11 protein-coding genes are annotated in these 12,065 nt (G+C 63.8%); 4 read left to right on the top strand and 7 right to left on the bottom strand.

Annotation, left to right across the window (positions count from 1 at the left end; all coding sequences use genetic code 11):
* Positions 1–323: 323 nt before the first annotated feature.
* Complete coding sequence (locus ACWHYV_RS14795; protein WP_447977267.1) at positions 324–533, bottom strand: hypothetical protein; 210 nt, start codon at positions 531–533, stop codon at positions 324–326.
* A 218-nt stretch (positions 534–751) separates the two neighbouring features.
* On the opposite strand from ACWHYV_RS14795, the gene ACWHYV_RS14790 reads away from it, so the two are divergent.
* Complete coding sequence (locus tag ACWHYV_RS14790) at positions 752–994, top strand: PAS domain-containing protein (RefSeq protein ID WP_447977266.1); 243 nt, start codon at positions 752–754, stop codon at positions 992–994.
* A gap of 94 nt (positions 995–1,088) precedes the next feature.
* Complete coding sequence (locus ACWHYV_RS14785; protein ID WP_447977265.1) at positions 1,089–1,328, top strand: hypothetical protein; 240 nt, start codon at positions 1,089–1,091, stop codon at positions 1,326–1,328.
* Positions 1,329–1,494: 166 nt separating this feature from the next.
* Here the strand turns inward: ACWHYV_RS14785 and ACWHYV_RS14780 are convergent, their stop codons facing one another.
* Positions 1,495–2,157: a Crp/Fnr family transcriptional regulator gene (locus ACWHYV_RS14780; RefSeq protein WP_447977264.1), complete on the bottom strand. Its 663-nt coding sequence runs from the start codon at positions 2,155–2,157 to the stop codon at positions 1,495–1,497.
* 357 nt (positions 2,158–2,514) lie between these two features.
* On the opposite strand from ACWHYV_RS14780, the gene ACWHYV_RS14775 reads away from it, so the two are divergent.
* Positions 2,515–3,159, top strand: coding sequence for a PAS domain S-box protein (locus tag ACWHYV_RS14775; protein ID WP_447977263.1), 645 nt, complete (start codon positions 2,515–2,517; stop codon positions 3,157–3,159).
* 39 nt (positions 3,160–3,198) lie between these two features.
* Here ACWHYV_RS14775 and ACWHYV_RS14770 read toward each other — a convergent pair whose 3' ends face one another.
* Both ACWHYV_RS14770 and ACWHYV_RS14765 read right to left on the bottom strand, forming a co-directional pair.
* On the bottom strand, positions 3,199–5,196 hold the full coding sequence (locus tag ACWHYV_RS14770) for a PAS domain-containing protein (protein ID WP_447977262.1): 1,998 nt from the start codon (positions 5,194–5,196) through the stop codon (positions 3,199–3,201).
* A 356-nt stretch (positions 5,197–5,552) separates the two neighbouring features.
* Positions 5,553–5,951, bottom strand: a complete 399-nt coding sequence (locus tag ACWHYV_RS14765) for a response regulator (protein WP_447977261.1) — start codon at positions 5,949–5,951, stop codon at positions 5,553–5,555.
* Between the two features lie 107 nt (positions 5,952–6,058).
* On the opposite strand from ACWHYV_RS14765, the gene ACWHYV_RS14760 reads away from it, so the two are divergent.
* Positions 6,059–6,181, top strand: a complete 123-nt coding sequence (locus ACWHYV_RS14760; protein WP_447977260.1) for a hypothetical protein — start codon at positions 6,059–6,061, stop codon at positions 6,179–6,181.
* 237 nt (positions 6,182–6,418) lie between these two features.
* Here the strand turns inward: ACWHYV_RS14760 and ACWHYV_RS14755 are convergent, their stop codons facing one another.
* From ACWHYV_RS14755 to ACWHYV_RS14745, 3 genes are all read right to left on the bottom strand, one after another.
* Positions 6,419–8,515 (bottom strand): MASE1 domain-containing protein, encoded by a 2,097-nt coding sequence (locus ACWHYV_RS14755; RefSeq protein ID WP_447977259.1) that lies wholly within the window; start codon positions 8,513–8,515, stop codon positions 6,419–6,421.
* 277 nt (positions 8,516–8,792) lie between these two features.
* Complete coding sequence (locus ACWHYV_RS14750; RefSeq protein ID WP_447977258.1) at positions 8,793–9,029, bottom strand: hypothetical protein; 237 nt, start codon at positions 9,027–9,029, stop codon at positions 8,793–8,795.
* A gap of 1,116 nt (positions 9,030–10,145) precedes the next feature.
* Positions 10,146–11,846 (bottom strand): MASE1 domain-containing protein, encoded by a 1,701-nt coding sequence (locus ACWHYV_RS14745; RefSeq protein WP_447977257.1) that lies wholly within the window; start codon positions 11,844–11,846, stop codon positions 10,146–10,148.
* Positions 11,847–12,065: the final 219 nt, after the last annotated feature.

Below are 12,065 nucleotides of genomic sequence, written 5' to 3'. Positions count from 1 at the left end.
CCCACTGTGAAGTGAATCCGTTCGCCGTCGCCCTGATGGAAATCGACGAGGCCGTGAAGGGGGCGGCCATTCTTCAGAACCGAAGAACCGACTGCCGCCAGCAATCGAGAGGGGATCCCCGCCGGGTCGGTTCGTCACACACTGCTGCCTCTGAAGTGGGATTTGGAGTCGACGCAGGCGGTCGTTCGGAACCTTCCAGAGCCTGTGGGCATGGTGAACCAACCCAAGGGCGGAACCCACACGAAGGGGTCGTTGACTCGCCGGCGTGGTGCTGAGGCACGGAGATATCCGTCTCGCGGACATCTCCGTGTGCCTCATCGTGCTCAGGGCCCGATGCGATCCGACATACCCTCTCGGACGCCTTCTCGTACTCCTTGGCGCACCGCTCCTTCGGTCGTCGTGGAGGTCGAGTCGCGATAGCGGCCGTCGGAGGAGGAATCATACTCATGGCCGCGCCTCGAATCGACGCACCCCGCCAAAACCAGCGCCACCAGCATTGTGAGCATCACCCGGCTGCATGTCCGCATATCCATGGCCCTCCTTTCATTCAGGGTAACCGCGCAAGCGGGCACGCGAACATCAGGCGGAGGGCCATGCCAGTGTGGGCCGCTCTCTTCACCCCTGGTGCCTAGGCGCGGTCCTGTAGAGCCCGTTCACTAAGCGACCAGCCTCACCGCCTCCACCCTGCTGGCACTCGCCTTCCACAGCTACGGACAGGCGAGCGCCGTGACGCTGCGGTAGATAAAAGAGTATGGAGGAAGCGGAGCTGTTCCATCTCTTGGTCAAGAATGCCAAAGGCTTGGCCATCTTCACGCTCGATGCTCAGGGGCGGGTGGCGAGCTGGAACGAGTCGGCACGAATGCTGCTCGGCTATGAGGGGACCGACATCCTCGGACGTCCTTTCGATGTCCTGTTCATCCCAGAGGACCGGGAGAAGGGCGATCCCGAGCAGGGAGCTCCAGATCGCGGTTCGCCAAGGCCAAGCGAGCGATGATCGCTGGATCCTTCGAAAGGACGGGACACGATTCTGGTGCAGCGGACTGACGATCGCATTGCGGGACAGAGAGCTCCGTGGGTACGTGAAGATCATGCGGGACCAGACGGACATGAAGCACGCCCTGGACAAGGTGCAGGACTTGAATGCCAAGCTTCAGAAGACCATTGGCGATCTTCGCACGGTGCAGGCGGATCTCCAGGAGAAAGTGCTCGACCTCGAAAAGTTCGAAGATGTCGCCGTGGGCCGGGAGCTCGAGATGATTCGATTGAAGCGCCAAATCAAGGACGTAGAGTCGGAGCTGGAGCGACTGAGGCGCGAGCGGTCTGGTTAGGCTGTAGCCGGGCGGTGCTGCCGGATCAAAGACGACGTGCCGCGGCGGGCTCGGCCGCATGCCTGGCTACGGTTCAACGAGCTGCTTCAGGCGGGAGCCGCGGCGGGCGCCAGGCCCCGGTTCGGACCTATCCGTCTCGGCCTGTTGCAGAGACGGCCGCCAACGATCAGGCCAACGCCCCAAGGTATTCGATAAGGGCACGCCTGAGACGCAGGTAACACTCACACGCCCTGTTCTCCAGTTCCGCCGCATCGACGAGACGGATCTGACCCCGCTCGTGTCGAATGCAGCCCGCCCCTTCCAATGAAGAGATCGCCGCGACCACCGTGGTCCGGTTGGCGCCGAGACATTCGGCCAGGAATTCCTGGGTCAAGTGGAAAACGGTTTTTCGCGTCGCGTCACGGTGCCGCAGGAGGAACCGGGCGAGGCGTTGCTCCGCCGTATGGAACCGATTGCATGCGCTCGCTTGAAATGCTTGTGCGAGAAGCAGGTCGATGTAGCTGAACAGGCGGTGTGCGACGTGATAGGACATCCTGCTCGCTTCCTTCAACACGCGGGCGCTCACCCGCGTCGCCGTTCCTCCCACTTGGACGACGGCCCGGGGCAGCATCCGATGGTGGCCGTCCAGTGCCGACACGCCAAGGAGTCCCTCGGGTCCGACCGTGGCAATTTCGACGGTTCCACCGTCGCCCAGGATGCCGAAGAGTGAAATCGCACAATCCTCAGGAAAATATACGAATTCGATCGGCGAGTCCGGTTCGTAGACGACCTGCTGCTCGGTCATGTCGACCATATCGGATCCCTTGAGGGAGGTGTTCAGAGCGGTCACGATTGATCGGAGCAGGGCGTTCTTCATAAGCTTCACTCTATCGGGCGGTGCCTGGCACGCTCCTTCAGAAGGTGCGGTGGTGCTCCGTCGGCGATCTGTCCAATGGACGACAGACGGTGGCCGACAGCCTGAGTACACTTCCTGCCCGGTTCGTCTCCCACAAGCTGTACTCTCAAAGAGGATGTATGACGTCAGGCCGGTTGCTGGTGGTGGATGATGATCCCATGACCCTCCAGGCCGTGTCCGGTGCGCTCGAAGTCCGCCTGCCCGATCTTCGGGTCACCACCGTGTCTTCACCGGAGGAGGCTCTGAAATTGATCTCCGTCGAGCCCTATGATGTCGTGCTCAGCGATGTGCATGCCGAAGATCAACGGCCTGGCCTTCCTGTCCAGGCTCCGCGCCCTCCTCCCCGACGTGCCTGTTCTTCTGATGAGCGGTCATCTGCTCGATCAAGACGCGGCGAAGGCCATCAACGGACAGGCCTTTGCTTTCCTCACCAAGCCGATCGAGAGAGACCAGCTCACGGCCTGGGTCCGCCGCGCGATCGAAATGTCGCAGCTCAGGAAAGTGGTGGCCAAGGGAGCGCTCGTGGCCGACTGGGCCGAATCGATCGAGCGGCTCGTTCAAGACCGGACGCGGACGATTCAAGATCAAGAGCGGTTCCTGGCGGCGCTGATCGACACCGTGCCGTGCCTGGTCGTGCTCACCGATCCCGACGGCAATATCCTGGTGTTCAACACCCGAGCCGAGGAGTTGACGGGCTACCAGCGTGAGGAGGTGGTCGGCCGGCCGGTCCTGTCATTTGTTCCGCCTGCATGGCAGGCGATCGTGCGCCAGCGATTCGCGGATCCATGCGCCTCGGCGCTCAAGATCCCTCATCGCAACCCATGGCTGACGAAGACCGGCCGGGAGCGGGTGATCGAGTGGCGATGCACGAGCTTTCTGACCACCCGCTATGCTCGCCCATGTATCCTGGGGATCGGCCTGGCGGTGGACGACTGACCGTGGAATGTGGGGAACGAGGGACGCGGACCCCGACGTTCAGGCGTCTTGTCTTGCACGGCCACGCAGGTCGGCCTTGAGGACGGGCAGCGAGATCGTGAACGAGCTGCCGGCCTCGGAGGTGGCGACGTCGATCGTGCCCTGGTGATCCTTGATGATGGCGTAGCTGATGGAGAGGCCGAGGCCGGTTCCTTCGCCCACGGGCTTGGTCGTGAAAAACGGATCGAAGATCCGCCCTTGGATCTCCGGAGCGATCCCTTTCCCGGTGTCTTGCACGCGAATCTTCACGTGCTTGCCCTCGCTCGTCACGGTCACCGCGATCACTTTTTCCGGCGCCGACTTCACCGCATCGCGGGCGTTCGCCAGCAGGTTGATCAACACTTGCTCGAGCTTGAGATGGTTGCCCTCGACGACGCAATCAGCCTCGTCGAAGTGCAGCACGACCCGAATGCCCGCCAGTTGGAGCTGGGCTTCCAACAGCGAGACCGCCGATCTGACCACGCCGTTGATCGCGAGCGGCTCACGGTCGTAGGACGCGCGGCGACCGAACGTCCGGAGCTGCGAGATGATTTTCGCCGCCCTGCCGACTTGCCCCTGGATCTCCTGAAGCACGGAAATGACGAGGTCGGGGTCCGCCGGAGAGGCTCGGAGCGAGTCGATGAGATTGCCCACGAACAAGCCGATGTTGTTCAAGGGATTGTTGAGCTCATGGGCCACCCCGGTCGCCAATTCCCCGACGGTGGCGAGCTTGGCCGCCTGGATCAACTGCTCCTGCTTTTCCTGGAGGTCTTGCTTGTGCTGCTGCGCTTCATCCAGCAGGCGAAGCAGATGCGCTTCGGCCTGTTTTGCAGCGGTGACGTCGAGGGCGATTCCAATGACGCGAATCGGGTCGCCGTCGGAATTGCAGAGGGTCTTGCCGTGCGCAAGGATCCAACAGACGGATCCGTCGGGCCGCCTTGCGCGGAATTGGAATTGCGGGTCGGCGCGCCGGCGGAGGACGTCCTTGATATGTTCCGCGAGGGGCTCACGGTCCTCCTCATGCACCGAGGTCAGCCATGCCTGGAACGGGCATGGTCCGACCGACATCCCACACAGCTCGGAATATTCCGGTGAGAGCGTGACCTGATCCTGTACGATGTCCCAGTCCCACGTGCCCGCCCTGGCGGCGCGTTGGGCGATGCGCAGCCGCTCGCGGCTTTCGTACAGGGCGTCCTGTGCGCGTTTCAGATCGTCGATTCCCGTGGACGTCCCGAACCATTTCTCGATCGTCCCGTCTTCCCCGCGCGAAGGCTGGGCCCGGGTCAAGAACCACTCGTAATGCCCGTCCGCCGCCCGGAGCCGGTGCTCGACGTGGTATTCGGCGCCGGCCCGGGTGGCCGCGTCCCACGCGGTGAGGGTCGGCTCGACGTCATCGGGATGCAGGATGATCCGCCACCCGCCCGCTTGCAGCTCCTGGCCTTCCAACCCGGAATAGTCGAGCCAGCGCTTGTTGCGGTAGTCGATCGTCCCATCGGGTCGGGCGGTCCAGACCAACTGCGGCATGATCTCCGTGATTTGCTTCAGCCGGCTTTCGCTCTCCTTGAGCGAGCGCTCGGCCCGCTTGCGCTCAGCCACCTCGCGCTCGAGCTCTTGGCGCCGCAAGTTCGCCTGCGCCGCCGCGTCCTCCGCGCGGCGATAGCTGCGGCGCTGTGATTCGGCCAGCACCGCGATGGCGACGCCGATAAAGCTGAAGAACCCGATCCCGACCCAGTGGCCCGGCCCCAACGGGGCAAACGACTCCTCCGGGGCGAACACGAAGTAATCGATGGAGAGAATGCTCAGGGCCAAAGCCAGGAGAGCCGGCCCCGTCCCCGCGAACTGCGCGGTGATGACGATTGCAAACGTGCCGAACAGGAACGTGGTATGGAAATAAGGGTCGAGCTGGACCCGGAGCCAGTTCGACAGCGCGACGACGAGAATGGAGAAGCCGTAGCGGAGAAGCGCGGTGACGGCGGCTTCATGGCGGGAATCGATGCGACCGCCGTCGCTCCGCTTCATGGAGTCTCCCACCATGCCACCCCCTTCGGACGTGCGAGAAGCGCCGCTCTGCGGCGCGGGCATGAGCGCCGCGCGATCAGCGCGGCGTAGAGGCGCCGCGGGCACGTCTTCGGCAGCGCTCTTCATTCCCCGGCTCAGCACGGCCCGGCCAACATCTTCTCAAATCCTCCCTGAGGCTGCCGTAAGATAGAGAGTCTCACCGCGCGGCGCAATCGTAGGGATTGTTACGTGCAATACCTAGAGCCATTCAGGCAGAGGCCAAATAGGGCCGCTCACGTAGGACCATGAGTGGGCTCGACCCGGTCGCCAAGGAAGAGCGGCGGACACACGCGGGCCGGGGAGTCGGGGGCGCGAGGCTATCGGGGAGAGTCGTCCCGTCGAATGATCACCCGGATCCTCCGCCCTCGCAGGGCCTGAACGATCCGGATGAGTTGGTCCAGATTGAGCGGCTTGGGGAGGAATGCCTGCGCCCCTCGCTCGCGGGCCTCCTCTTCTCTCGCTTCGCCGGACATCAGGATGACGGGCAGATGAGGCCAATCCCGCTTGATCTCTTCGAGCAAGAAGAACCCGTCCCCGTGGGGCATACCCACGTCGCTGATCACCACGTGATAGGGATGACTCCGCAGGTGGGTCAACGCGTCGCGACCCGATTCGGCCGTCTCGATGACGACATCCGGGAGCTGGCGCCGAATGGCCTCGGGAATCAATCGCCGAATCAGCTCTTCATCATCGACGACGAGGATACGCAGGGGCACGTTCTGGCCCTCCAGGTGGGCGGCAGACGGTGGACAGGGGGACCGTGTCCTCACCCGAGAGCCGACTGTGGCCCGGCGGAAGGAGGCCGGGGTCATCGAATGCTTCCATGATGACGGGCCGCGTGCCGTCACCGCTGGGTATGGCGGAATCGAGGCAGGAGGCGTTGGCGGGGCGAACCGCGATCATCTCGATGGAACGAGCGGCTCCGACCGGCACGTGGCTGTGCTGAGGCATGATGCATATCCGACGGATCTGCCGTCAGAGGATCACATGGTCCCGGTTCTGGGCTTTCCGACGGGCCGTCAATCGAGCAGAGTCTGCCGGACGGGCTTGCAAGCTGTCGATTGGACCAAAGTCCAGCTCAGCTTGCCGGTCATGGACAGTCCCGACAACGACGAGGTCACACGACTGCAGGCCAGGAGCTTGGCGCCTGGAGGGGAACCGATTGAAGGATAGGATAGGCCCGCTAGCCCGTATGCCGCAAGGCCTCGGACGCGGGAGGAAGGATGAAGGAGAACCGGCTCCCTTGGTTGACGTGGCTTTCGACCCACACGCGCCCGCCGTGGAGCTCGATGAGTCGCTTGACGATCGAGAGGCCGAGGCCCACACCGGAGTTGCGGGCCGGCCGGCAGGGGTTCTGATAGAACGGCTCGAAAATCCGGTCGTGCTCGGCTTCCGGGATGCCGCATCCGGTGTCCCGAACGGACACCTGCACCGATCCGTCAGGCAAGGCTTCGAAATCGACCTCGACGGTGCCGTGGGGCGGCGTAAACTTGAGCGCGTTCTCCACGAGGTTGGAGAGCACTTGCAGGATCCGATCACGATCGCAGGAGACGACGCGGGGCTGCTTGCCGGCGGGCCCGGTCAGGACGATCGATTTCTCGTGCGCCTGCCCGGCGAAGTTCGTGAGGACGTCCGTGATCACGTCCGTCATCGGGACAGGCTCCAGCTCGAGCGGCTGGCCACGCTCGAGCTTCGACAGCGTCAACACGCTGGTGATCAGCCGGGTCAACCGTTCGGCGTTGTACTGAATCCGATTCAAGTAGAAGCGTTGTCGCTCGCTGAGAGGCCCGGCCAGTCCGTCGAGCATGTTCTCGACGAACCCTTTGATGGAGGTCATGGGAGTGCGCAACTCGTGCGAGACGGTGCTCACGAAGGCGGACTTCATCGCGTACAACTCTTGGAGCTGCCGGTTGGCCTCTTGGAGCTCCGCGGTCCGTGCCGCCACCCGCTGTTCCAGATGCTGGGTGAGCTGCTGGAGCTCGTGCTCGATCCGTTTGCGATCCGTGATGTCGTGAGCGACCCACAGCACGCTCCTGTCGTCGAGCGGCGAGACGATGCCGTCGAACCAGACCTCGGTGCCCCTGATCGGCAGCCGGTATTCCACCCGAGCAGGCCGCTGAGTCGCGAGGACCTCTCGGATGTGGGTGAGAATCGCGTGGGCGTGCGATCCCGGCAAGACTTCCTCGATCGTCTTTCCGAGGAGGTCGTCGGGCGGGCGATACAGGAACGTGGGATTCGTAGGGGCGATCTTGAGGTAGCGTCCCTCGGCGTCGAGCACGAGGACGACGTCAGTCATGGAGGCGAACAGGGCCCGTAATTCGGCTTGCGAGGCCACGAGGTCGGCTTCACGCGCGCGCAATTGCATCGCGGTGTTGTACTGGTGGCGAACGGCAGCGGCGAGCGCGAGCGCCATGACCGCCAGCACCGCGATGAAGGTCTGCAGCAACAGGAGGCTGGCGTGCAGGTTGGTGCGCGCGAACGGCCCGTGGTCATGCAGCGTCTGCCAGATGGCCACGCCCGCGAGCAGCAGCATGAGCGTCGTCGTTTCGCGCGGGCCGAAGCGCACGGCCGCCCAGACGAGAAGCGGCACCGTCAGGAACCCCAAGGGAGAGGGCGGCGAGGGATCGACGGTGAAGAGGTCGAAGGCGAGATGACTCACCAGGATGGCCATCATGAACAGGAGGCCCAATTCGAGCCACCGGGCTCGGGAATAGATGGGGCGAGGGCCGCGACTCCACAGGATCAGAACGGGTGCCACCACCAAGGCGCCGGTCGCGTCGCCCAGCCACCAGGTTTGCCAGATCGAGAAGAAATCTCGCCATGAGGCGTAGTGAGCGACGCTCAGCACCGAGACGCCGAGCGTGGCACTGATGGTCGTCGCAACGCACGCGCCGCAGACGATATAGACGAAGACATCGGCCGGGCGGTCGAAGGTCAGAGGACTCTGCGCAAACCTCCTGACCAGCAGGCTGCCCACCACGGCTTCCAAGGTGTTGCCCGTCGCGATTCCGAGAGAGGTGGCGACCGACCCGGCGGTGGTCACATTGACGAAAAAGGCGGCGAAGAAAATCGCCGGCCAGGTCCAGGTGCCGAAGACCAGGAGAGCGGCGAGCGCGATGCCGGTAGGAGGCCAGATCGCGGTCGAACTAGGGTGATAGGAAGCCCACTGCAGTCCCAGTTTGCCGGTGGCAGAGTAGGATCCGACGATCAGAACGAAAAGGAACGCTCTCCGAAGGGCTTCGTTCCGGCGGAACACGGGCAGCGGAGAGGGCCAGGCCATGGCAGCGTGCAGCACCCCTTACTGGGTCCTGGGCACAAGTGGCAAGTGGCTGGACCGGATGTAGCACTAACGGGACGGGAAGTCTATTGGACGGGTTGACGTGGCGCCGCGGGGTGATGGCGAGTTGGTCACGAGACCAACCCCGGGATGGTCCTCTATTCGAGGGATGGGCGGAATCGAGGGATGGGCGGAAGACCTCGACCGGCCGCAGAGCCATTCCAATGGAAGCCAGGATTCACGGTCGGCATGCCGGGCTGATTCCGGGCTACGGGGCTGGTCAGCGAGTAGGACCGCGTTCTGCCAACCGGCTGCGTTTGCTGATCCGGAACGCGAGATAAAGCGGCTCCGTGCTCGCCGGGAGCGCCAAGTTGCGCTTCAGCAGCCATTGTCCGCTCGGCAGCTCCCCCCACATGTTCCACCGGAGTAGCTCATTGGTTTCCTCGTTCAACAGGACGTCGGTCGGGGTCTTCCTCCACGCGCGGTAGGCTCGAAGCTTCCTCAATGGTGCAAACATGCGGGACCTCCTGGTCGTTGCGCTCTTGGCCGGGACAACGAAACGACTCACACACGGAGTGCCGCTCCTCATCCCTGAATGTCCACGGATTGCGGCCGGCATCGGACCGGTGAGAGGTTTCAGAGCGTCTCGATGACGGAAGGTGAGCGTAGCGAGGTCGATGTAAGGGAGGAATCGTAACAACAGGGAAAGTGATGTCGTAGTCAGCGCTACAGAAAGCGCCGGAGGCACTGGCTGGACGCGTCGCGATCGCGGCGTCTATCGTCCGCTCATCGAGCATCGGGACAGGGGCGTCAGCTCGGAGATGTGCGAGGCGAGCGGGGTCCGCCGGGCCGGCTGCTCCGAGCAGGGGCGTCCTCTCCCGAATAAATTCTCACCCGGTAGGTCACGTAGAGTTCCGTTTTCGCGTTCGGGTCACCTTGGCGGGCGCGACGGAGGAGCGCCCGTCGCGCCGCCATTTCCCGCAGAAGATCATCGGAGGGTTTCATCACGACGTCACCACAACGGACCAGCCCGCGATGCGGGCGGAGTGGCTAAACAGACGGCAAGGTCTGGCTGGTGCCCGCGACGAGGGCCGAAGTGGACTATGCCGCCAGTCGGTAATCCGGAGGTTCTGCCGCGGCAGCGTTCGAAGACTGATCGAGAGCCGCTTCCCGACAAGGCGCCGTCGTCGGCTGCGCAAGCGCCAACACCAACATCCCGATCACGGTGCTGAACGAAACAAGGACCGCCCACTCCATGACGTCCTCCTTGCCTCAACGTGTGAACATCTTGATCGTCTCGTGAATACCAAAGGCGACCAGCACTGCCAGCACGAGAAATACCGGCATGGTTCACCTCCTGGTTCCCCTTCGCCCCTGCGTATTGAAGTCAGCAAGGCCGGTACCAAGGGGCGAGCGCCCTAACAGGCTGAAATCCCGGTGGCTTCGCGCACGTAACGACACAGGGAGCCGCGCGTGAACGATGGAAAAAGATACAGCGGGTATCGGGATGGATACAGCTCGGCGGGGTGCAGCCCGTGATGGGGGCGCGGCGATGATCGGATCATAGGAACACCGGCCAGGCAGGTGATGGAACGGCGGAGCGGCAAACGAGCCGCCTCGAACCAAAGGGCCGTCAGGTCGAAGAGGGGGCGGCGTCGCGGTGTGTCGGCAACTCGATGGCGAACCGTGCTCCGCCGTCCGGCCTGTTCTCAACCGCGATCGACCCCCGGTGCTCGCGCACGATGCTGTAGACGATGGACAGCCCCAGGCCGGTCCCCCGGCCCACCGGCTTTGTCGTGAAGAAGGGATCGAAGATGCGCGGCAGCAGGTGAGGGGGCACGCCGGGCCCGCTGTCTTCCACGACGATCCTCGCGGAGTGGCCGTTCCGTCCGGTGGCGATTCGGATGGTCTTGTTCGGCGTTTCCTGCACCGCATCTTTGGCATTCGTGAACAGGTTGAGGAGGACCTGTTCCAATTGGATCCGATTCCCGACGATCACGGGATTCTGAGGGCAAAGATCGAGGACGACCTCCACGTTCTCGAGGCGAAGCGGCTCTTGAATCAGTTGGAGCGCTGAACGTACCAATTCATTGGCGGACAATGGTTGGCTTTCCGCCGTCGCCGCTCGACCGAACGTGCGAAGGTGATTGATGATCGTGGCGGCCCGCTGGACCTGCTGGAGCGCCGCCCTCAACTGCTCGACGACGGTCCGCGCAGGCCTGCCTTCGTTGAGATAGTCGAGGGCATTGCCGATATACAGGCTGATGTTGTTGAGGGGGTTGTTCACTTCGTGGGCGATCCCCGTCGCCAGCTCTCCGATGCTCGCCAGCTTGGCGCTCTGCACCAATTGTTGCTGCTTCTCCCGAAGGTCTCGCTCGCGCTGTTCGGCTTCACGCAGCAAACGGCGGACGTTCCGTTCGCTCTCGGCCAGGGCGGCCCGGCTGGCTCGCTGCTGCGCGACGGCCGCGCCCAAGCTCAAGACCGTCAGGGCGCAGACGATCAGGAAGCTTTGAAGGAGGAGCATCGATTCCACACGCGGGGCCGAGGCAAACGGGCCATAGCCCCTTGCGGTTCCGTAAATGGCGACGGCCGACAGGATGGCGACGGCGATTGCGGTGTCCCGCTGATGAAAGCGGACGGCGCTCCAAATCAGCGGCGGCATCACCAGGATTTGGACGGGGTAGTTGTTCCGGCTGACCGACACCGTCCCTCCATACACCACACCGGCCGAGATCAATAAGAGCCACGCGGCGAACAACCGTTCGATCCACGCTTCGCTCGTCCAGTCCGTCCCGGTCGACGTAGACAGCAGCATGAGCAGCGGCGTCACGATGAGCGCGCCGCTCAGATCTCCCAGCCACCAGGTGAGCCAGATCATGCCGTAGGAGTCCCAGGCGGCCTGGTCGAAGGCGACCAGGCTCGTCGTGCCGACGGTGGCCCCGAGGCTCGTCGCAAGCGCCGTCGCCGCCGCGAACGTGAACAACTCTTGCGGGTCGACGAATCGTTGGGCCCTGCGAGTGAATCTGCGGATGAGGAAGGAGGCCGCGAGCGCCTCGAGCGTATTTCCCGCGGCGATCGTCAGGGCGGGAATCATGCTCGCGAGCGACGTGGCGTTGACCACAAAGGCGCCGAGAAAAATGCCGGGCCAGAGGGAGGACCCGCCGAGCAGCAGGACGCAGAGGGCCAAACCGGTGGCCGGCCAAATCGGCGAGGCGACCGGATGAGCGGTCGCGAGCAACAGTCCCAGCTTGCCCAAGACCACATAGGCCACGGCGACGAGCAGGATCGCGAGGTGGCCGCGAACGCGTGGAGAAGAGCGGAGGATGGAGCGCATGGGGCCTGCTTCAGCGTGCGCGGAACTGTCAGCCGAAGGGGCAATGGTAGGGAAGAAAATCACCAACTGCAAGTCGGTGGTGGTCCTACACCGGCGGCCCGCTCCCGTACATGCCGGATGCTGAAGACAAGGCGGCGCGTCACTTCGACTCGAAGGTCGGCCGGCCGCGTTCCTTACCCGCGGATCAGGAGGAGCGCCGGTTCTGCTCAAGCCTGGGCC

This window comes from Candidatus Nitrospira bockiana (assembly GCF_965152565.1).
This window is presented reverse-complemented; position numbering and strand designations above follow the sequence as displayed.

Coding starts and splice junctions, on each gene's coding strand:
- ACWHYV_RS14795 (WP_447977267.1), bottom strand. CDS start 533: ATGGATATGCGGACATGCAGCCGGGTGATGCTCACAATGCTGGTGGCG.
- ACWHYV_RS14775 (WP_447977263.1), top strand. CDS start 2,515: ATGCCGAAGATCAACGGCCTGGCCTTCCTGTCCAGGCTCCGCGCCCTC.
- ACWHYV_RS14745 (WP_447977257.1), bottom strand. CDS start 11,846: ATGCGCTCCATCCTCCGCTCTTCTCCACGCGTTCGCGGCCACCTCGCG.
- ACWHYV_RS14785 (WP_447977265.1), top strand. CDS start 1,089: ATGCGGGACCAGACGGACATGAAGCACGCCCTGGACAAGGTGCAGGAC.
- ACWHYV_RS14755 (WP_447977259.1), bottom strand. CDS start 8,515: ATGGCCTGGCCCTCTCCGCTGCCCGTGTTCCGCCGGAACGAAGCCCTT.
- ACWHYV_RS14790 (WP_447977266.1), top strand. CDS start 752: ATGGAGGAAGCGGAGCTGTTCCATCTCTTGGTCAAGAATGCCAAAGGC.
- ACWHYV_RS14750 (WP_447977258.1), bottom strand. CDS start 9,029: ATGTTTGCACCATTGAGGAAGCTTCGAGCCTACCGCGCGTGGAGGAAG.
- ACWHYV_RS14770 (WP_447977262.1), bottom strand. CDS start 5,196: ATGAAGCGGAGCGACGGCGGTCGCATCGATTCCCGCCATGAAGCCGCC.
- ACWHYV_RS14760 (WP_447977260.1), top strand. CDS start 6,059: ATGATGACGGGCCGCGTGCCGTCACCGCTGGGTATGGCGGAATCGAGG.